Genomic DNA, 20,946 nt, shown 5'->3' on the forward strand with positions numbered 1-20,946 from the left:
GTGTATGTCAAAGGGTGGCGTGCGTGCGCGGTTGCTTGGCCTGTGCACAGAGGCCGTGCCCGCCTGGGGGGCGGCGTTGGTCGCCCTGGTTGCGGGCGGCCTGTTGACGAGCGTACTGGCCCTTGCCGCGCAAACCTTCTACAAGCAGCAGCTGCGTCAGCGCTTCGAGTTGCTGGCCAGCGAGCGTTTCAGCCTAATCGCCGAGCGGTTTGACGAACAGCAGCAGCGCCTGGATGGGCTGCGGCGGTTTTTCAGCTTTTCCAACGCAATCACTCCACACGAGTTCGACGGCTACGCCCGCCCATTGCTGCAGCGGACCCTGGCCTACGCCTGGGCGCCGCGTGTCGAAGCCGCGCAACGCGACGAGTTCGAGCGCCAGGCCAGTGCGCATTCCGGCCCGGGCTATGTGATCCGCGACCAGGATGAGCAAGGCCAGTGGCGCCCATCCCCCCAGCGCGACCATTACTTCCCGGTACTCTATAGCCAGTCGGGTGAATTGCCCGGGCTGCCCTATGGGCTGGACCTCGCCGGCCAGGAGGTGCCCCTGGCGGCTTTGGCGCGGGCGCTGGGGCCGGGCAGCATGGCGGTGTCCGAGCCGCTGGCCATGTTCGATACCAGCTCGGATGCGCGTGGCCTGCTGATGGTGGCGCCAGTGTTTTCCGATGCCAACCCCCGCGGCTCGGCAGTGGGCTATGTAATGGCCTTGCTGAGCATGCGTGAGCTTGCCAGTGACGGGCGCCCGGTGGCGACAGACGACAACCTGGTCGTACGCATCGTCGACCCCACCGGGCGGAATGGCCCCGAAGTGATGTTCGATTCGCAGAACCCGCTCGCACCCTTGGAGCTGGCCAGCAACCAACTGTTGCACTTGGCTGACCGCCACTTCCAACTGAGTATCCGGCCGAGCCTGGCCTTCGTGCAGGCCAACCGTTCCTCTGCGGTGTTGGCGGTGAGCCTGCTTGGCGGCTTGTTGAGCCTGCTGCTCAGCGTCTTGCTCTACAGCCTGTTCAGTCAGCGCCAGCGCGCCCTGGCCCTGGTCGAGCAGCGCACCGCCGAACTGCGGGTCAGCGAGCAGTCCCTGCGTGGCACCCACAACCAGCTGCGCAGCGTGCTGGATGCTGCAACCCAAGTGGCGATCATCGCCACCAACCTCAAGGGTGTGGTCAGCACCTTCAACGCCGGCGCCGAGCGCATGCTCGGCTACCCGGCCAGCGAGGCGATCGGCCAGCTGCGCCTGGAGGACCTGGTGCTGCCCGAGGAGTTGAGCCGGCGTGCCCATGCATTGAGCCTGCGTTACGGCCGGCCGATTGCAGGCGGCCAGGCCATGTTTGCCGAAACGGTGCAGGAGCATGGCGCCGAGCCGGGGGAGTGGACCTTGGTGCGCGCCGACGGCAGCCAACTGGTGGCCAACATGCTGGTCACCGCCATGCTCGATGAACACGGATTGTGGATTGGCTACCTGGCGATCTGCATCGATGTCACTGAACGGCGTCGGGTGCATGAGGCGCTGGCGGCGCGTGACCGCCTTCTGGAGAAGCTCAGTGCCGAGGTACCGGGGGGCATCTACCAGTACCGCCTGGATGGCAACGGCCATTCCTGCTTTCCGTACGCCAGCATGGGCCTGTACGACATCTATGAAGTCGACCTGCAGCAGTTGCGCGAGGATGCCACGGTGGTGTTCGAGCGCATCCACCCGGATGACCTGGAGCGTGTGCGCCGGTCGGTGCGTTACTCGGCAGAACACCTGTCGCCCTGGCGCGAAGAATACCGTGTCTGCCTGCCGCGTGCCGGGTTGCGCTGGGTGCGTGGCGAGGCGACGCCGGAAGTGGGCGAGCAGGGCTGCACCTTGTGGCACGGCTACCTGACGGACATCTCCGACCTCAAGGGCGTGGAGGAAGAGTTGCGTGCGCTGTCGGTGACCGACTCGCTGACCGGTATCCATAACCGCCGCTATTTCCAGGAGCGGCTCAAGTACGAACTGGAGCGGGCCCAGCGCGACGGCCTGGCGCTGGCGGTGATCATGCTTGACATCGATCACTTCAAGCGCATCAACGACCGCTTCGGCCACGCCGCCGGCGACCACGTGCTGCGCAGCCTGTGCCTGCGTATCGGCCAGCGTCTACGGCGTACCGATGTGTTCTGCCGGTTGGGTGGCGAGGAATTCATGGTGTTGTGCCCGGGTAGCGATGCCGAGCAGGCGCGGCTGCTGGCGCTGGAACTGTGGCAAGGGGTGCGCGATGTTCCAGTGGAAGGCGTGGGTAAGGTGACCGCGAGTTTTGGTGTGGCCGGCTGGCGACCGGGGGAAGGGGCCGATGCCTTGTTGTTGCGGGCTGATGCAGGGGTGTATGCGGCCAAGCAGGGCGGGCGGGACCGGGTGGAGGGGGAGTTGGCCTGAGCGTTCGCGGTTGTCGGTACCGGCCCTTTCGCGGCTAAAGCCGCTCTCACAGGTACAGCGCAGGGTTCAAGACCTGTGATGTACCTGTGGGAGCGGCTTTAGCCGCGAAGAGGCCGGTACTGGCTGACGATCAGTTGGCTGCCGTGCTGCCGGCCAGTTTCGGCTGGCGGTAAAGGTCCAGCAGCACCTGGTCGAGTACCTGCGAGGCGCCCCATGGTTTCGGGTCGTTGAGGATCGCCGCCACCGCCCAGGTATGGCCGTTGCTGTCACGGCTGAAGCCGGCAATCGCCCGCACGGTATTCAGCGTGCCGGTCTTGATGTGCCCTTCACCGGTCATGGCGGTGCGCTTCAGGCGCTTGCGCATGGTGCCGTCCATGCCCACCAGCGGCATCGAGCTCATGAACTCGGCAGCATAGGGGCTTTTCCAGGCGGCCTGCAGCATGGCGGCCATTTCCCGGGTGCTGACCCGTTCGGCGCGCGACAGGCCGGAGCCGTTTTCCATCACCAGGTGCGGTGCGGTAATGCCTTTCTTCGCCAGCCACTGGCGCACCACGCGCTGGGCGGCGCGGGCGTCGTCACCATCGGCATCGGTGCGGAACTGCGCGCCAAGGCTCAGGAACAGCTGCTGGGCCATGGTGTTGTTGCTGTACTTGTTGATGTCGCGGATCACTTCCACCAGGTCTGGCGAGAAGGCGCGGGCCAACAGGCGTGCGCCCTTGGGAACGTTCTCGAAGCGGTCGCCACCCTGGATGCTGCCACCCAGTTCGTTCCAGATCGCGCGCACGGCACCGGCGGCGTAGGTCGGGTGGTCGAGCAGCGACAGGTAGGTCTGCGAGTTGCAGCCGTCACCCAGCTGGCCGCTGACCGTTACGCTGATGCCATCGGCCTGTTGCACCGGGTTGTAGCGCACATCTCCCGAGCATTGTTTGGAGGCCACGGCCTTGACCTGGTTGTCGATGCGGATGCTGGCAATCGGCGGTTCGACCGCGATGGTGACCTTGCCGCCATCGTTGCGAGCCACGAAGCGCAGGGCCTTGAGGTTGACCAGCAGCGAGTCGGGCTTGACCAGGAACGGCTTGTTCTCATCGCCGCCATCGTCGTTGAACTGCGGCAGGTTGGGCTGCACGAAGTGGCTGCGGTCCAGCACCAGGTCGCCGGTGATGGTGCGCACGCCATTGGCGCGCAGGTCACGCATCAGCAACCACAGTTTTTCCATGTTCAGTTTGGGGTCGCCGCCACCTTTGAGGTACAGGTTACCGTTGAGTACACCGTTGCTCAGGGTACCGTCGGTGTAGAACTCGGTTTTCCACTGGAAGGTCGGGCCGAGCAGTTCGAGGGCGGCGTAGGTAGTGACCAGTTTCATGGTCGAGGCCGGGTTCACCGAGACATCGGCATTGAACACGGTCGGTGTGCCGGGGCCGTCCAGTGGCAGCATCACCAGCGACAGGGCCGAATCCTGCAGCTTGTTGGCCTTGAGGGCCTGCTGCACTTTGACAGGCAGCGTGGTATTGACGGCGGCGGCCTGGCTGGGCAGGGCGAGTGGCAACAACAGGCCGGCAAGAACGAGGGGACGAAGCGTTTTGATCATAATGAATAAATACCCTACGGCGAGGGAAAAGGGCATTGGGGCTGTAAGGGATGATGGCCCCAGGATGAAAGAATACGCATTATGCCCCAAGCGCAGCGACGATGCGCCACGTTCGACGGAAAAGCACGCCAATAAAAAAGGCCACCCGTAGGGGTGGCCTTTTCAGCGATCGAGCCGGGCCGGAATTACTCGGCCTTGTTGATCGGCTTTTCCGGATACCAGGCGTCCAGCAGCGGGCTGACTTCGATCTTGGTCAGTTCGCTGCGGCCTTTGAGCCAGGCTTCAACGGCTGCACGCTGTTCTTCGCTGACCGAGCCGCGTTTGACCGAGCACACCAGGCCGAAATCGTCACCGCCTACATAGTCCAGGCCATTGGCATCCATGGCTTCTGCCAGGAACGCGTCGAGGAAAGCATCGATTGCCTGGTCGTCCAGATCTTCCTTGAACTCCAGGTTCAGCTCGAAGCCCAATTCCTGAAACTCGTCGACACACAGCTTCTTGCGTAGGCGACGGGAGCGGTTTGTGGCCATGAAACAATCCTCTTAGGTAATAACGCCGCGCAGTCTACCAGTTAACACGCCTGGCTGCCTGCCTGTGTGCAGGTACCTGTGGCCAGTTCCTTGGCCAGGGCGCGTTCTACCCGGCACATATGCCGCGCCAGTGCCTGGCGCCGTAGGCGTAGCTGGGCGGTGGGCAAGCCACTGGCCTCCAGGGCTTCGCAGGCCGTTATCAGCTCGGGTGCTTCCAGCATCCGCGCGGCGCTGAGCACCTTGTGCGCCTGTTCGGCAATGGCAGCGCTGTCGTGCTGCGGATGCAGTGCCATCAAAGTGGCCAGATCGGCCTGCAGGCTCTGTTGCAAGGCCTGCAGGAAGCGCTGGCGGTCGATCGGGTCATGCCCGACCACTGCGGCAAGGCCGTCCAGCTGGTACAGCTTGCGCCGCCGTTTTTGCTGACGGCGCGGGTGGATGCCGGCCAGGCGCTGGCTGAGCGTGGCCAAGCTGATAGGCTTGAGCAGGCAGTCGTCCATGCCGGCGCTCAGGCACTTGCGGCGTACCTCCGGCTGCGCGTTGGCGGTGTAGCCAAGAATGGTGCAGCGCGGCCGCTTGCCATGGCGTTCTTCGGTGCGCACGGCGGTGGCCAGCTGATAGCCGTTCATGTGCGGCATGTTGCAGTCGAGCACCAGCACATCGAAATCGCCCGCCCGCCAGGTAGCCAGGCCTTCGCGACCGTCGCGGGCGCTGGTGTGCTCCAGGCCCAGGTAGCCAAGCTGCTGTGCCATCAGTTGCAGGTTGGCCGGGTGGTCGTCGACCACCAGCACGTTCAGCCGTGGGTCGGGCACGTCGAGGTTCTCGATCAGCGGGGCCGGCTGCGCTGCGGCATCAACCCGCTGCAGCGGCATCTTCAGGCGCACCTGGGTGCCGACATCTTCCAGGCTCTTGATGGTCAGGCTGCCGCCCATCATTTCGCACAGGTTGCGACAGATGGCCAGGCCCAGGCCGGTACCCGCGCGGGCGCCTTGGCTATGCGGGTTGGCCTGGATGAACGGGTTGAACAGGCGTTGCAGGTCGTCGGGGTGGATGCCGATGCCACTGTCGCGCACTTCCAGCTCCAGCACTGCGGGGGTACTGGTGCCGTCCTCCACCACGTTGACGCAGATGCGCACCTGGCCGTGCTCGGTGAACTTGATAGCGTTGCTCACCAGGTTGCACAGTACCTGTTTGAAACGCAGGGGGTCGAGCAGCGCATGGCAGCGTGCGGCCGGCGCGATCATCACCTCCAGGGCCAGGCCTTTCTGCCGCGCCTGGCCCTCGAAAATGCGCCCTACCGATTCGACCAGGGCCGCCAGGTCGACGGCCTCCGGGGCGAGGGACAAGTGCCCGGACTCGATGCGCACGATGTCGAGGATATCGCCGATCAGGCCCAGCAGGTCCTTGGCCGAATGGTAGGCCAGCTCCAGCGCGCCGCGGTCTACCCGACCTTGGTCGGCACGTTTGACTGCCAGCTCGAGCATGCCGATGACTGCATTCATCGGGGTGCGGATTTCGTGGCTGATGGTAGCCAGGAACGTGCTTTTTGCGCGGTTGGCATCGTCGGCCTGCTGCTTGGCCCGGCGCAGCTCCATGACCAGATGGCGGCGATCGCTTATGTCGATCCAGCCACCGATGATGCCCTGCACCTCACCCAGTGAGTCGCGGTATGGCAGAATCCAGTGGTAGATGGTCATCTCGCGGCCCTTGATCCGTAGCGGCCGGTCCATGATCAGTGGCGAGCCTTCGGCCATCACCTTCAGGTAATCGGCGTGGATCTGCCGGGTCTGCTCGCAATCGGCGAACAGGCTGCCCTCCAGTTGTTTGCCGATGACCTCGTCGGAGCGGGCCTGCACGGCTTCCAGGTAGCTGTAGTTGCAGCTTTGCAGGCAGCCCTCGCGGTCACGCACGTACATGGGGTGGGGCGTGCCGTTGAGCAGGGCGCGCATGAACGCCAACTGGTCGTTCAGCGCCCGTTCGGCGCGTTGCCGCTGGCGAATCTGCAGGCGCAGGCGAGCGTTCCACAGCAAGGCCAGCAGCAACAGCACGGCGGTGCCCAGTACCACCTGTATCGCCAGCCGGCGATAACCCTGGTCGTTGCCATCCTCGTGCAGGCTGAAGCCGCGCCAGCGGTTGTTGATTACCCCCAGTTCTTCCGGCGAGATGCTCAGCAGCGCCTTGTCGAGGATCGACACCAGCGCCCGGGACGAGGCACTGGTGGCCATGGCGAAGTTGGCAGGTTCGCTGCCGACGGTGGCCCGGATGACCAGTTCGGGGTTGCCGGCCAGGGCGTGGTTGGCGTCGATCAAGGTGGTGATCACCGCATCGACGGCACCGCTGTTGAGCAACGCCATGGAATAGAACGCGCTTTCGGTCTCGACCCAGCCGATTTGTGGATAGTGCCGCGACAGCATGGCGTCCATGGCACTGTAGCGGGTAATGGCGATGCGATGCCCCTGCAGTTGCTCGAGCGAGGTGAAGGGCTTTTTGTCCTTGCGGCTGACCAGTACATAGGCGCTTTCCAGGTAGGGCCGGCTGATTTGCAGGTCGTCTTCGCTTACCCCGCCGTTGGCCAATGCAGCGATCACATCGGCGCGGCCATCCTTTAGGCGGGCAATCATGTCGGCGAGGCCGCTGGCGCGCTGCACTTCGAAACGCAAGCCGGTGCGCAGGCGAATGAGTTCGAGCAGGTCGGCGGTGATACCGCGAAAATGCCCCGAGCCATCGAAATAGGAGACCGGTGCAGCGGTGTCGTCGATCGCCACGCGCATCACCGGGTGGTCCTGCAGCCATTGTTCTTCTGCGTCGGTCAGTTGCAGCCTGCGGTCGGTCAGCAGCAGGTCGCTACCGGCGCTCCAGCGCTTGAATATACTGGCGCGTATGGCTGGGGTCTGGCTGTCCAGGGTCGCGTTCACCAATTCCATCAGCAGCCTGTCCTGCTGGCGCAGGGCAAACCCGAAGCCGATGGCTTCGTGCTTGCCGAAACTGGCCATGCGCAGGCGCGGCAGGTGGCTGCGATTGAGCTGGTAGTGGGTGGAAATGGTATCGCCGATGAACACGTCGGCCTGGCCGAACGCCACGGCATTCAGGGCCTGGCTGGACGAGCCGAAGGCCAGCAGCTCGGCCTTGGGGTAGGCGCTTTTCACCTCCTGCCGGGGCAGGTAATGGTAGAGCATGCCCAGGCGCATGCCGTCCAGGCCCATGTCCAGTGCCCGGCTTTCGTCCTCCCGCGTTACCAGCACCGGTTGGTCGATGGCATAGGGGTGCGACAGCGCCAGGCCATCGCTGGCCGCTTCATAGCCGTTGGCGCTGCCAAGCAGGTCGATATCACCGTGCCGCAGCGCCTCCACCGCCGCCTGCCGGCTGGAAAAGCGCAGCACCCGCACGGGCAACTGCAGGGCCTTGCCGATCAGGCTCGCGTACTCGGCGGTAAGGCCCTGGTAGTCGCGGCCGCCACTGGTGATGTCGAACGGCGGGTAGTCCGGTGCCGAGGTACCCAGCACCAGTTCCTGACGGCTTTCGAGCCATTGTCGTTGTTCGTCCGTGAGCGCAGGCGGTGCCGGCCTGGCCGATGACCGTGCCAGCAGGGCATAGGACGAGGCCTCGTGATGGGTAGCCTGCGCCATGCCGCTGAACAGGAGCAGGGTGAGCAGCAGGCGAACGATAAGGCGCGCCATGACGACCCTCAGACCAGCGCGTTGCGTTTGGCCATTTCGATCAGGTCGACCAGTGTATTGACCTTAAGTTTGTGCATCAGACGCTTCTTGTAGGTACTGACGGTCTTGCTGCTGAGGAACATGCCCTTGGCAATTTCCTTGTTGCTGCGGCCTTGGGCGAAGAGTTGCAGCACCATCAGTTCGCGGTCATTCACCTGACGGAAAAGTTGCAGGTCGGCATCTACCGCCTGGTTATGCTTTATTGCCTGGCTGGGGAAGTAGTTGTAACCGGCCAGCACGGCCTTGATTGCACTGAGCAGCTCGCTCAGGTCTTCCTGCTTGCACACGTAGCCCGCAGCACCCGAGTGCATGCAGCGCACGGCAAACAATGCGGGAGACTGCGCAGTCAGTACCAGCACCTTCAGGGGCAGGGCCATGGCCTGGAAGCGGGCAAGCACCTCCAGCCCGTCTAGCTTGGGGATGCTGATGTCGAGGATGACCAGGTCAGGAGCGGTTTCGCGAATCATCTGCATGGCGTCCACGCCGTTGTCCGACTCGCCGACAACCTTGTAATTCTGGTTTTCCAGCAACATACGGACGGCCAGGCGAATGACGGGATGGTCGTCGACAATAAATATGGAATGCATGTTCAACTTCCCTACGGGCGACTGAGGGTGACAGGCGGAACCTTATCGCAGTTGGAAGTCATCGGGCATGCGAGGAAGGGCTATTAGCTCTATATGGGAAATGGCTTACAAGATAAAACAAAACGGGCTACGAAACAGGCGCGTTTAACTCGATGTCAAAGCGTGATTGGTAACTTTTCATTGATTTTTATTCGTGCTGTTTAACTTGCCGCCAGTATATGTAGGAAGTTTCCCACACTACACGGTGCAGCTCCGAGCGATGCCCGGGGCGGCACCGGCAGGCTCAGGTCGGGCTGGAGCGCCCGGTCATTTCCCGGGCCATTTCGCTGGCATAGCTGTCGGTCATTCCGGCGATGAAGTCGATCATGCGCAGGAAGGCACTGTGCAGCGAACCGTGCGGGTCGGGGGCATTGTTGCCGATCAGGTCCAGTACGCGGCGGCTCTTGAACGAGGGCGTGCGTCCACCGTGCTGTTCGAGGGCGGCACCACAGAAGGTGTTGAGCAGAATCTCCAGGGTGGTGTAGGCGCCGATCTCGTGCAGGGTCTTGCGCTTGTCCTGGAAGATCTTGTTGCGTGCCATGTCCTTGGCCTGCAGCACGCAGCGCTTGGCCGGGCCGTGCATGTGTTCGACCAGGTCGCCCGCCAGTTGCCCGGCCAGCAAGGCCTGCTGCTGCTCGACGAAGGCATGGGCGGCAGCGTTGGTCAGGTGCTCGATGGCCTTGCCACGCAGGATTGCCAGCTTGCGTCGCCGTGAGTCGCCAGGGCCAAGCTGGCGGTAGGTTTCCGGCAGGTCATCACCGACCAGGTCGAGCAGCAGCGCTTCGACTTCGGCATATTGCAGCAGCTCCATTTCCAGGCCGTCTTCCAGGTCGATCAGCGCGTAGCAGATGTCATCTGCGGCTTCCATCAGATAGACCAGCGGGTGGCGCGCCCAGCGCTGGTGTTCCAGTTGCGGCAGGCCGAGCTTGCGGGCGATCTGCTCGAGCAGTGGCAGTTCGCTCTGGTAACTGCCGAACTTGTGCTTCTTGTAGCCCAGGGCGTCGGCGTGGCGCGCGCTCCACGGGTACTTCAGGTAGGTGCCGAGGGTGGCATAGGTCAGCCGGGTACCGCCGTCGAACTGGTGGTACTCCAGCTGGGTGAGCACGCGAAAGCCCTGGGCGTTGCCTTCGAAGTTGAGGAAGTCGGCGCGCTCGTCGTCGCTCATGTCGTCCAGCCAGCCGCGCCCGGCGGCCTGCTGAAACCAGTGGCGGATGGCGTCTTCGCCAGAGTGGCCGAACGGTGGGTTGCCGATGTCATGGGCCAGGCAGGCCGACTGTACGATCATCCCCAGGTCGCTGGGGGCGCACCAGTCCGGCAGGCTGTCGCGCAGGGTTTCGCCGACGCGCATGCCCAGTGAGCGGCCGACGCAGCTGACTTCCAGCGAGTGGGTCAGGCGGGTGTGGATATGGTCGTTGCTGGAAACCGGGTGCACCTGGGTCTTGCGCCCTAGGCGGCGGAAGGCACCGGAGAAGATGATGCGGTCGTGGTCTTTGTGGAAGGGGCTGCGCCCGAGTTCATCGGCGCTGTACAGGGCTTTGCCCAGGCGTTCGCGGGTGAGCAGGGTGTGCCAGTCCAAGGCGCGGTCTCCTGTGGATCGAGGGGTATAGCTTCCGGTGTCCGGAAGGGCAGCGCAAGGGGTAAGCCTGCAATGGCCCTATCGCCGGCAAGCCAGCGCCCACACGGATTGCGCATGGCTTGAGGCCCATGCGGTCGAGGTGGGCGCCGGCTTGCCGGCGATAGGGCCGGTGCAGTCGACGGAAAACGCTCAGGGGCGGCGGCTGCCTTGCAGGTACAGGCGCAGCAGTGGCAGCAGGCTGGAGCCCAGGCGCACCAGCCGCGCCAGGTTGCCGCTGCGCACGCCCTTGCCGGTGAGGAAGCCCAGCGCCACCACGGCGCCAATCCCCCACAGCGGTGCATGCTTGATGCCCAGCCCGTCGTGCAGCGAGCTGCCCATGCCGCGCACGCGGCGCAGTGGCTCCAGCAGTTGCGCGGATTCGTGGCGGATTTCCTGGCGGTGCATTTCCATGCGCAGGCGCAACAGCGCCTTGCGCAGTTCGCGCGGGTTACGGGTGTTTGGCAGTTCTGGCAGGCTCATGGCAACAGGCGCTCCCGGTCCTTGGCGAGTTCCTCGAGGGTGGCGCCAAAGGGCGACGACTCGTCGAACACTGCTGCCTTCAGGCGCAACCCGCAGTACAGCGCGGCGATGCCGTAGAACACGCACAAGCCGATGATGCCGGCCAGGCGATAGCTGTCCCACAGCAGCACCAGCAACAGCCCGGACAGCGCCGTCAGCAGCAGCAGGGCAAAAACCAGGGCCAGGCCGGCGAACAGCAGCAGGCTCAAGGTGCGGCCCTTCTGCTCCTGCAACTCGATGCCGAACAGTTCGATATGGCTGTGCAACAGCCCCAGCGCAGCCGCGCCCAGGCGCTTGCCCGAGGCGCTGGCGCCGTTGGCGTCATTCTCCATGGGGACCCCTTAGCGCCGGTTGGCCAGCAGGCCGATCAACAGGCCGACGCCAGCGGCAATGCCGATCGCCTGCCACGGTTTTTCCTGTACGTACTGCTCGGCGCTGCCCAACGCTGCCTGGCCGCGCTCCCGCACCGAGTCCTGGGTCAGTTGCAGGGTTTCGCGGGCCTGGGCCAGGCGGTCGTGGATCTGTTCACGCAACTCGTCCGCCTGGTCGCCGGCCAGGTTGGCGGTGTCGGCCAGCAGTTTCTCGGTGTCGCGGACCAGTGCCTGGAAGTCAGCCATCAATATCTCTTGTGCAGTCTTTGCCGATTTGCTGGCCATGGGTGTCTCCCTGTCGATGAGTGTTGGTAGTTCGAGTAATAGCACGCGCCGAAGGTTCAAGTGCCGGCGCTGGTATGGGCCTTGCTAAGTGCTTTGCCACGTTGCGGGGCGCCCCGGTCGGGTATTGCGCCGATTAAGGGCGCCAGCGCAGCGGATACCGATAAACCTTAACCCAATCCACGACAAACCCAAGAAAAAACCACGCAGGCTCCGCCCGGCTCACCTAAACAGGGCAGGGGGCTGGCACCGATTCGGTGCAGGGATGCAGGTTCTTGAACTGTCCTGGTGCCTTTTTCAGCAGGTCTGCCTATTTCATGGAAAACATGCACAGCGCGATGGACTCCCTGGTCCACGGTTCCAACACCCTGTTCATTCTCATGGGTGCCATTCTGGTGCTGGCCATGCATGCCGGCTTCGCGTTTCTCGAAGTGGGCACGGTACGCTACAAGAACCAGGTCAACGCCTTGTCGAAGATCCTCAGCGACTTCGCCATCTCGGCTTTGGTGTACTTCCTCATCGGCTACTGGATCGCCTACGGGGTCAACTTCTTGCAGCCAGCGGCAGCGCTGGCGGCCGACCATGGCTATGCGCTGGTCAAGTGCTTCTTCCTGCTGACCTTCGCCGCGGCGATTCCGGCAATCATCTCCGGGGGCATCGCCGAGCGGGCGCGCTTTGTGCCGCAACTGTGTGCCACGGCGTTGATCGTGGCGTTCATTTACCCGTTCTTCGAGGGTGTGGTGTGGAACGGCAACCTGGGCGTACAGGCCTGGTTGCAGGCACGCTTCGGCGCGCCGTTCCATGACTTTGCCGGTTCGGTGGTGGTGCATGCCATGGGCGGCTGGCTGGCGCTGGCGGCGGTGCTGCTGCTGGGCGCTCGCCGTGGGCGCTACCGTGATGGTCGGCTGGTGGCGTTTGCGCCGTCGAGCATTCCCTTCCTGGCATTGGGGTCGTGGATCCTGATCATCGGCTGGTTTGGCTTCAACGTCATGAGTGCCCAGACCCTGCAGGGCGTCAGCGGCCTGGTGGCGATCAACTCGCTGATGGCCATGGTCGGTGGCACCCTGTCGGCCTTGCTGGCCGGGCGTAACGACCCGGGCTTCCTGCATAACGGGCCGCTGGCCGGGCTGGTGGCAGTGTGTGCCGGCTCCGACCTGATGCACCCGATCGGTGCGCTGGCTACCGGTCTGGTGGCGGGCGCGCTGTTTGTCTGGACCTTCACTGCGGCACAGAACCGCTGGAAGATCGACGATGTGCTGGGCGTGTGGCCGTTGCATGGCCTGTGCGGCGTATGGGGGGGCATTGCCTGCGGCGTGTTCGGCCAGGAGGCCCTGGGCGGCATGGGCGGCGTCAGTCTGGTCAGCCAGTTGCTGGGCAGCCTGATGGGCGTGCTGGTGGCATTGGCCGGTGGTTTCGCCGTCTACGGTACGATCCGCGCGCTGCATGGCCTGCGCTTGAGCCATGAGCAGGAGTTCCAGGGCGCAGACCTGTCGCTACACCGGATCGGCGCGACCAGCCAGGATTGAGCCAGGTCAGGTGCACGGTGGGCAGGACAGACCTAGAATAGACTCTCTCCCTGCCAAACCGGACTTGCCCCATGCTGCCTGAATGCCAACTGTTCGGTACCCTCGGCTGCCACCTGTGTGAAGTGGCCGAGGCGGTGCTGATGCCCTTCGTCGATCATGGCCTGCTGGTGGAGCTGGTCGACATTGCCGAGAACGAAGCCCTGTTCGAGCGCTATGGCCTGATCATTCCCGTGCTGCGCCGCTGTGACAACGGCGGCGAACTGCACTGGCCGTTCGATGCCGAACAGGTGGTGGCGTTTCTCGCGCAGTAATGGCTCCAGAGGAGCTGCAACCCTGCTCCAAGGTGATGAATGTGAGCTGATGATCCGGTGCCACATTCAGTCATCGGGAGCCTCGCCATGTTGATCACCCCGCATTTCACGCTTGATGAAATGATCGTTTCTCAACTCGCTGCCAGGGACGGATTCGACAACTCACCACCTCCTGAGGCCAGGGCCAACCTGCAACTGCTGTGCTGTGCGCTGGAACAGGTGCGCGCACTGTTCAATGCCCCAGTCATCGTCAGCAGCGGTTACCGCAGTGAGCAGCTAAACCGGGCGATTGGCGGTGCCGCGAATAGCCAGCATATCCAGGGGTTGGCAGCAGACTTCACGGTGATAAAACTCAGCCCGCGGGAAACCGTGCGGCGGATCAGCGAAAGTGCCGTGCCCTTCGATCAACTCATCCTGGAATTCGACAGGTGGGTGCACCTGTCGGTAACGCGCGACACGCCGCGGCGGCAGGTGCTGACCATTCGCAAAGGTAGCGGCTACCTGCCGGGGCTGCGATGAAGCGCATTGACGCCAGCAAGGGGATGTTCGTATGCTGTATATAAGTACAGTATCAGGGTGAAGCCATGCTCAATGTCGAGCAACTCAAGTACAGCGTCAACCGTATGCCCGTCGAGCGGGTGGCCGACGCCGTTCTGGAACTGCGTCTCGAAGGCCTGGTGACCGACGACCGCACGCCGTTTGGCAAGGTCCACTTCAATACCTGTTTCGCCGAGATCGAGGCCTTGTTCCAGCGTGCCGGCTACCACCGCGGGCTGGATGTGGTGGGTTACCAGGGGTTGCTGTATGCCCTCTACGACCCGGGCCGCTGGGAGCCCGTGCAGGTGCTGCGCTGGCTCAAGGAGCGCAGCGAGGCGATGGTCCAGGCTGGTTGAGGGCGTGGGCTTGGGGGATAATGCGCGGCCGTGAACGTTTCGAGCCCTGCCATGACCACGCCTTTCGACCCCGCCCGCCAGCAAGCCAGCACGGTGTGCCTGCCACCCGGTAACTGGGCGACCGTGCTCGACTGCCTGTGTGACCATTTCAAGGCCATTGATCGGGCCCAATGGCTCGACCGCTTTGCCCGTGGTCGGGTGCTGGATGCCGAGGGGCGGGCGGTGTCGGCCGGGCTGCCGTACAAGCGCGGCATGCGTCTGCACTATTTCCGCGAAGTGCCGAACGAGCGGCCGATCCCGGTGCAGGAGGTGGTGCTGCATGTGGATGAGCACCTGGTGGTGGCCGACAAACCGCATTTCCTGCCAGTGACGCCGACCGGTGAATACGTCGAGCAGACCTTGCTGCGCCGCCTGATCCGCCGGCTGGGCAACCCGCACCTGGTGCCGTTGCACCGTATCGACCGGCATACCGCCGGGCTTGTGCTGTTTTCCGCCAACCCGCAGAGCCGCAGTGCCTACCAGCGGCTGTTCCCCGAACGACGCATCGACAAGCGCTACCAGGCCATTGCCGCGGCCATGCCGCAGCATGCATTTCCGTTGGTGCACAAAAGCCGTCTGGTGCATGGCGAGCCGTTTTTCCGCATGCATGAGGTAGAGGGGGAGGCCAACAGCGAAACCCTGGCCGAAGTGCTGGAGAAGAATGGCGAGCTGTGGCGTTACGGGCTGTCGCCGGTGACCGGCAAGACCCATCAGTTGCGCGTGCACATGGCGGCATTGGGGGCGGGGATCAGCAATGACCCGTTCTATCCGCAACTGCTCAACGACGAGGACGACTACCAGCGGCCGCTGAAACTGCTGGCGCAGAGCCTGCGTTTTGCAGACCCGCTGAGTGGGGAGGAGCGCTACTTCGAGAGCCGCTTGCAGCTGGACTGGTAATGCTCACGCGCTCATCGCAGGAACAACTGCTGTAAATGCACTCTGAAAGCTTGCGCGGTCCCCTGTGGGAGCGGGTTCACCCGCGAAGAAGCCTGCGCGGTAGATGGCACCGGCTTCGCCGGTGTTCGCGGGTGAACCCGCTCCCACAGTGACCACGCAATCTTTTAGATCTTGAGCAAGACATTTACTCCCACAAGTACGGCGCACGTAAAAAGTGCATGCCGTACCTTTGGAAGCTGCCCTAGCGGTTGAACCGCTCCACCAGCGAGTACTGGGTACCCGCCGTGCTGGTCAGCTCTTCGCTGAGCAGTGCCGAGTGCTGCGCCTGTTCGGCGGTCTGGTCGGCCAGTTCGGCAATGGTGCTGATGTTGCGGCTGATCTCGTCAGCCACTGCAGTCTGCTCCTCGGTTGCGGCGGCAATCTGTGTGGCCATGTCGGTGATGTTGGCCACCGCTTCGCTGATGCCAACCAGGGCCTCGTCGGCCTGCATCACACGGTCAACGCCTTCCTGCGCCTGGCGATGGCCGGTTTCCATGGTCAGCACGGCATTGCTGGCGGTTTGTTGCAGCTTGGCGATCAGGCCGTGGATCTGCCCGGTGGACTCGGCGGTGCGCTGGGCCAGCTGGCGTACTTCGTCAGCCACCACGGCAAAGCCACGGCCCATTTCACCGGCTCGTGCCGCTTCGATGGCTGCGTTCAGCGCCAGCAGGTTGGTCTGGTCGGCGATGCCCTTGATCACATCGACCACGCCACCAATCTCGTCGCTGTCCTTGGCCAGTTGCGTCACTGTCTGGCCGGTCTCGCCTACGGCTGCCGACAGGCGTTCGATGGCCTCGCGGGTTTCACCGGCAATCTGCCGGCCCTGGCTGGTCAGGCGGTTGGCTTCCTGGGTGGCATCGGCAGTGCGCTGCACGTGGTTGGCCACTTCCTGGGTGGTGGCGGCCATCTGGTTGACCGCAGCGGCGACCTGCTCGGTCTCCACCCGCTGGCGTTCCAGGCCCGAAGAGCTCTTGTGTGCCAGGACATCGGACTGGCGCGCCTGTTCGCTGAGGTGTTCGGCGCTGTCCTGCAGGCGGGTCAGGCAGGTTTTCATGCGCGCGTCCTGGCTGAGCATGGCCATTTCCAGGCGCGCTTGCACGCCACGGCTGTCGGTGTACATCTGCGCGATCAGCGGGTCGGAGGTGGTCTGTTCGGCCAGGCGCAGCAGGCGCTTGAGGCCGCGCTGCTGCCAGCCCAGGCCCAGCAGGCCCAGCGGTACGGAAAGCCCGGCGGCCAGGGCGAAGCCCCAGGAATGGCCCAGCCAGTTGCCGATCAGGAAGCCCACCTGGCTGATCAGGATGAACGGCAGCCAGTCCTGCAGTATCGGCAGCCATTTGTCCCGGCGCGGTACCGGCGGCTTGCCCTGGTTGATGCGCTGGTACAGCGCCTCGGCACGGCGGATCTGTTCGGCGGTGGGCTTGACCCGCACCGACTCGAAGCCGACGACCTGATTGTTGTCGAAGATCGGCGTGACATAGGCGTTGACCCAGTAGTGGTCGCCGGACTTGCAGCGGTTCTTGACGATGCCCATCCACGGCTGCCCTTGCTTGAGGGTTTGCCACATGTGGGCGAACACGGCAGACGGCACGTCGGGGTGGCGTACCAGGTTGTGCGGCGCACCGGTCAGCTCCTCGCGGGTGAAACCACTGATCTCGATGAAGGCATCGTTGCAGTAAGTGATCACACCTTTGGCATTGGTGGTGGAGATCAACCGCTGCTGGGCAGGGAAAGTCCGTTCTCTCTGGGTAATCGGCTGGTTGTTACGCATGGGTTGATAGTCCGCAGGGCTTTCGACAGGTATCGGCAAGCCGCTGGTTTTATTGAATGAATATTTAATGTGCTTGATCCGCGGCAATAAGCCATCAGTTGCTATGGGTTATCCCGCGAGCACGTTCAAGCAAGTTAGCGTCATTATTGCGTTTTTACTGCTGTTTAATGACGGATAAGTCGAATGGTGACCGATTGGCTAGCCAAGAGCTAGCATCGGATAACTGAAGAGGGTGAAGTGCACCAGGTTCAGGCCGAAATGGCAGAGCACCGCGGCCGCCAAACCGCCCCAGCGGTACGCCAGGCCGTAGCCGATACCGGCAAGGGTGGCCAGGTACACCCATTGCCAGCCGGCCCCCAGGTGGGCCAGGCCGAACAGCAAGGCGGCGGCGAACAATGCCAGCCCTTGGTGGCGCAACAACCGTTGCAGGCCGGCCTGGATGTAACCGCGGAACAGCAGTTCTTCGGTCAGGCTTACCAGCAGCAGGTTGTTCAGCAGCCAGAGCCAGGCCTGGTCGGGCCATTTCGGGGCCCAGGCCAGCATGCCAAGTGCCCAGGCACCACCCAGGCAGGCAAGCAGGGTCAGGGGCAGGACGTACAGCAGACTGGTCACCAGGCCCTGGCTGCGCCACAGGATCAGCCAAGGGCAGGCCAGGAGCAGCCACGCGCCGATCAGCGGTTTGTCCAGGTTCAGGTACATCGTGAAGGGTAGGGCGCCGGGGCTGAAGATGACGCCGTCGATTACCTTGGCCGCGTCGAAACCGGGCAGCCAGTGCAGGGCCAGGGCGATGGCCAGCAGGATGAACAAGGTGTGGCCCAGGGCTTGTTGCCAGCGCTGGGGACGGCGAGTGAGCAGAGCGCTGGCGAGCAGGGCGAGAAAGGTGGGCAGGGTGGCGATGCCGAGGTTGCCGTGCCTCAGGGCGAGGGTGTAGCCGAGCGCCAGGAGTAAAAGTGCGATCAGGTGGAAGCGAGGCACAAGTGGTCCTTCTGATTGAACAATGTTGGGTCCGCTGCGCGGTCCATCGCCGGCAGCGGACCCAAGCATACCCGCCTCAGCTCGCAATCAGCTGTCGCAACACATAATGCAATATACCCCCCGCCTTGAAGTACTCCACCTCGTTCACGGTATCGATCCGGCACAGCACCTCGATCTGTTCCTGCTGCCCATCTGCGCGGGTGATACGCAAGGGCAGGCTCATGCCCGGGCGGATCTGCGCGCCGTGCAAGCCCAGCACATCGATCCGCTCCTTGCCGGTCAGCCCCAGTTGCTTGCGGTTGTGCCCGGCCTTGAACTGCAGTGGCAGCACACCCATGCCAACCAGGTTGGATCGGTGAATGCGCTCGAAGCTTTCCGCCAGCACCGCCTTGACCCCCAGCAGGTTGGTGCCCTTGGCCGCCCAGTCGCGGCTCGAACCGGTGCCGTATTCCTGGCCGGCGATCACCACCAGCGGGGTGCCTTCCTGCTGATAGCGCATGGCCGCGTCGTAGATCGACAGCTTCTCGCCACTGGGCACGTGCAGGGTATTGCCGCCTTCTTCGCCCGCCAGCATTTCGTTGCGGATGCGGATGTTGGCGAAGGTGCCGCGCATCATCACTTCATGGTTGCCACGCCGCGAGCCGTAGGAGTTGAAGTCGCGTGGCTCCACGCCCTGCTCACGCAGGTAGCGCCCGGCCGGGCTGTCGGCCTTGATGTTGCCGGCCGGGGAAATGTGGTCGGTGGTCACCGAGTCACCCAGCAGCGCCAGGATCCGCGCACCCTGGATGTCGGTGATCTGCGGGGGTGGCCCGCCGATGTCGTCGAAGAATGGTGGGTGCTGGATATAAGTGGAGTCGGCTTGCCATACGTAGGTGGCCGCCTGCGGTACCTGGATGGCCTGCCACTGTGCATCGCCGGCGAACACTTCGGCGTATTCCCTGTGGAACATTTCCGTGTCGACCTTGGCTACGGCGGCGGCGATTTCCTGCTGGCTGGGCCAGATGTCGCGCAGGTACACCGGCTGGCCGTCCTTGCCGGTGCCCAGCGGATCGCGGGTCAGGTCCAGGCGCACGCTGCCGGCCAGGGCATAGGCCACCACCAGCGGCGGCGAGGCCAGCCAGTTGGTCTTGACCAGCGGGTGCACGCGGCCTTCGAAGTTGCGGTTGCCCGACAACACCGAGGCCACGGTGAGGTCGGCGCTGCCAATGGCTTTTTCGATCGCGTCATCCAGCGGGCCGGAGTTGCCGATGCAGGTGGTGCAGCCATAGCCGACCAGGTCGAACCCCAGTTGGTCGAGGTAAGGGCTGAGCCCGGCGGCCTTGAAGTAGTCGGTCACCACCTTGGAGCCTGGCGCCAGCGAGCTCTTGACCCAGGGTTTGCGCTTCAGGCCTTTTTCCAGGGCCTTTTTCGCCACCAGCCCGGCGGCCATCATCACGCTGGGGTTGGAGGTGTTGGTGCACGAGGTGATCGCGGCGATCACCACGGCGCCATCGCGCAGGATCTGGGTCTGGCCCTGATGGCTGTATTCGATTTCCCCGGCCTGGTCGGCGTTGCCTACCGCCACGCCGCCGCCACCTTCGCTTTCCAGGCGGCTGACCTCTTTGGCCAGCGGTTTGGGTTGCAGTTCGATGAAGTGGTCGAAGGCCTGGCTGACCTGGCCAAGGGCCACCCGGTCCTGCGGTCGCTTGGGCCCGGCCAGGCTGGCCTCGACCTCTTGCATGTCCAGCGCCAGGCTGTCGCTGAACAGTGGCTCCTGGCCCGGCAGCCGCCACAGGCCCTGGGCTTTGCAGTACTGCTCGACCAGTTGCACGGTCGCCTCGGGGCGCCCTGACAGGCGCAGGTAGTCCAGGGTCACCTGGTCGACCGGGAAGAAGCCGCAGGTGGCGCCGTATTCCGGGGCCATGTTGGCGATGGTCGCACGGTCGGCCAAGGGCAGCTCGGCCAGGCCATCACCATAGAATTCGACGAACTTGCCCACCACGCCCTTCTTGCGCAGCATCTGCGTCACCGTCAGCACCAGGTCGGTGGCGGTGATGCCTTCACGCAGCTTGCCGGTCAGCTTGAAGCCGATCACTTCGGGGATCAGCATCGACACTGGCTGGCCGAGCATGGCCGCCTCCGCTTCGATGCCGCCCACGCCCCAGCCGAGCACACCCAGGCCGTTGATCATGGTGGTGTGCGAATCGGTGCCGACCAGGGTGTCGGGGAAGGCGTAGGTGCGACCATCGGCTTCACGGGTCCAGACGGTGCGGCCCAGGTATTCCAGGTTGACCTGGTGGCAGATACCGGTGCCCGGCGGTACCACGCGGAAGTTGGTGAAGGCGCTCTGCCCCCAGCGCAGGAAGGCGTAGCGCTCGCCGTTGCGCTGCATTTCGATATCGACGTTCTCGCTGAAGGCCTGCGGCGTGCCGTAGTGGTCGACCATCACCGAATGGTCGATTACCAGGTCCACCGGTGACAGCGGGTTGATTCGCTGCGGGTCACCACCGGCCTTGGCCATGGCTGCGCGCATGGCGGCCAGGTCGACCACGGCCGGCACACCGGTGAAGTCCTGCATAAGTACCCGCGCGGGGCGGTACTGGATCTCGCGGTCGGAGCGCCGCTCGCCCAGCCATTGGGCGAGGGCGCGCAGGTCGTCGCCGGTGACGGTCTTGCCGTCCTCCCAGCGCAGCAGGTTTTCCAGCAGCACCTTCAGCGACATGGGCAGACGCTGCAGGTCGCCCAGCTGGCGGGCGGCCTCGGTGAGGCTGAAGTAATGGTAGGTCTGGTCGCCGACCTTGAGGGATTTGAGGGTATTCAGGCTATCGAGCGAGGGCATTGCCAACTCCTTCTGCGCCGGTGCCTGGCAAGATCTGCCGG

The 20,946-nt window shown here is 64.0% G+C and carries 17 protein-coding genes; 6 read left to right on the forward strand and 11 right to left on the reverse strand.

Going from position 1 to position 20,946, the window contains the following annotated elements:
• Nucleotides 1-4: 4 nt before the first annotated feature.
• Nucleotides 5-2,395, forward strand: coding sequence for a sensor domain-containing diguanylate cyclase (locus tag MKK04_RS07985; RefSeq protein ID WP_207831746.1), 2,391 nt, complete (start codon nucleotides 5-7; stop codon nucleotides 2,393-2,395).
• Nucleotides 2,396-2,525: 130 nt separating this feature from the next.
• Here MKK04_RS07985 and dacB read toward each other — a convergent pair whose 3' ends face one another.
• The 8 genes from dacB to MKK04_RS08025 form a co-directional block, all read right to left on the reverse strand.
• On the reverse strand, nucleotides 2,526-3,983 hold the full coding sequence (dacB, locus tag MKK04_RS07990; RefSeq protein ID WP_063913864.1) for a D-alanyl-D-alanine carboxypeptidase/D-alanyl-D-alanine endopeptidase: 1,458 nt from the start codon (nucleotides 3,981-3,983) through the stop codon (nucleotides 2,526-2,528).
• A gap of 185 nt (nucleotides 3,984-4,168) precedes the next feature.
• Complete coding sequence (locus MKK04_RS07995) at nucleotides 4,169-4,513, reverse strand: YggL family protein (RefSeq protein ID WP_004376110.1); 345 nt, start codon at nucleotides 4,511-4,513, stop codon at nucleotides 4,169-4,171.
• A 41-nt stretch (nucleotides 4,514-4,554) separates the two neighbouring features.
• Nucleotides 4,555-8,187, reverse strand: coding sequence for an ATP-binding protein (locus MKK04_RS08000; RefSeq protein ID WP_241106438.1), 3,633 nt, complete (start codon nucleotides 8,185-8,187; stop codon nucleotides 4,555-4,557).
• Nucleotides 8,188-8,195: 8 nt separating this feature from the next.
• On the reverse strand, nucleotides 8,196-8,813 hold the full coding sequence (locus tag MKK04_RS08005; protein WP_207831741.1) for a response regulator transcription factor: 618 nt from the start codon (nucleotides 8,811-8,813) through the stop codon (nucleotides 8,196-8,198).
• Nucleotides 8,814-9,096: 283 nt separating this feature from the next.
• Nucleotides 9,097-10,428: a deoxyguanosinetriphosphate triphosphohydrolase gene (locus MKK04_RS08010; RefSeq protein ID WP_063913867.1), complete on the reverse strand. Its 1,332-nt coding sequence runs from the start codon at nucleotides 10,426-10,428 to the stop codon at nucleotides 9,097-9,099.
• A 189-nt stretch (nucleotides 10,429-10,617) separates the two neighbouring features.
• Nucleotides 10,618-10,947, reverse strand: coding sequence for a hypothetical protein (locus MKK04_RS08015; RefSeq protein ID WP_233687116.1), 330 nt, complete (start codon nucleotides 10,945-10,947; stop codon nucleotides 10,618-10,620).
• Nucleotides 10,944-11,318, reverse strand: a complete 375-nt coding sequence (locus MKK04_RS08020; protein ID WP_013971683.1) for a phage holin family protein — start codon at nucleotides 11,316-11,318, stop codon at nucleotides 10,944-10,946. The genes MKK04_RS08015 and MKK04_RS08020 overlap by 4 nt, the downstream gene beginning before the upstream one ends.
• A 9-nt stretch (nucleotides 11,319-11,327) precedes the next feature.
• A complete protein-coding gene (locus MKK04_RS08025) occupies nucleotides 11,328-11,642 on the reverse strand; it encodes a DUF883 family protein (protein ID WP_063913869.1) in 315 nt (104 codons plus the stop codon).
• Between the two features lie 314 nt (nucleotides 11,643-11,956).
• On the opposite strand from MKK04_RS08025, the gene MKK04_RS08030 reads away from it, so the two are divergent.
• The 5 genes from MKK04_RS08030 (at nucleotide 11,957) to MKK04_RS08050 (ending at nucleotide 15,305) form a co-directional block, all read left to right on the forward strand.
• Entirely contained in the window at nucleotides 11,957-13,165 is a 1,209-nt protein-coding gene (locus MKK04_RS08030; RefSeq protein ID WP_233694775.1) for an ammonium transporter, read from the forward strand.
• A 71-nt stretch (nucleotides 13,166-13,236) separates the two neighbouring features.
• Nucleotides 13,237-13,476: a glutaredoxin family protein gene (locus tag MKK04_RS08035; protein WP_019096182.1), complete on the forward strand. Its 240-nt coding sequence runs from the start codon at nucleotides 13,237-13,239 to the stop codon at nucleotides 13,474-13,476.
• Between the two features lie 87 nt (nucleotides 13,477-13,563).
• Entirely contained in the window at nucleotides 13,564-13,995 is a 432-nt protein-coding gene (locus MKK04_RS08040) for a D-Ala-D-Ala carboxypeptidase family metallohydrolase (protein WP_207831733.1), read from the forward strand.
• A gap of 65 nt (nucleotides 13,996-14,060) precedes the next feature.
• Complete coding sequence (locus MKK04_RS08045; RefSeq protein WP_207831731.1) at nucleotides 14,061-14,369, forward strand: transcriptional regulator; 309 nt, start codon at nucleotides 14,061-14,063, stop codon at nucleotides 14,367-14,369.
• A gap of 51 nt (nucleotides 14,370-14,420) precedes the next feature.
• A complete protein-coding gene (locus MKK04_RS08050; RefSeq protein WP_207831729.1) occupies nucleotides 14,421-15,305 on the forward strand; it encodes a pseudouridine synthase in 885 nt (294 codons plus the stop codon).
• 241 nt (nucleotides 15,306-15,546) lie between these two features.
• Here MKK04_RS08050 and MKK04_RS08055 read toward each other — a convergent pair whose 3' ends face one another.
• From MKK04_RS08055 to acnA, 3 genes are all read right to left on the reverse strand, one after another.
• Nucleotides 15,547-17,112, reverse strand: coding sequence for a methyl-accepting chemotaxis protein (locus tag MKK04_RS08055; protein ID WP_207831727.1), 1,566 nt, complete (start codon nucleotides 17,110-17,112; stop codon nucleotides 15,547-15,549).
• 198 nt (nucleotides 17,113-17,310) lie between these two features.
• The gene (locus MKK04_RS08060; RefSeq protein WP_241106439.1) at nucleotides 17,311-18,087 is read right to left on the reverse strand and encodes a CPBP family intramembrane glutamic endopeptidase; all 777 of its coding nucleotides are present in this window, start codon (nucleotides 18,085-18,087) and stop codon (nucleotides 17,311-17,313) included.
• A gap of 76 nt (nucleotides 18,088-18,163) precedes the next feature.
• Nucleotides 18,164-20,905, reverse strand: coding sequence for an aconitate hydratase AcnA (gene acnA / locus MKK04_RS08065; protein WP_207831723.1), 2,742 nt, complete (start codon nucleotides 20,903-20,905; stop codon nucleotides 18,164-18,166).
• Nucleotides 20,906-20,946 lie beyond the last annotated feature (41 nt).

Source organism: Pseudomonas sp. LS.1a (genome assembly GCF_022533585.1).
GTDB lineage: Bacteria > Pseudomonadota > Gammaproteobacteria > Pseudomonadales > Pseudomonadaceae > Aquipseudomonas.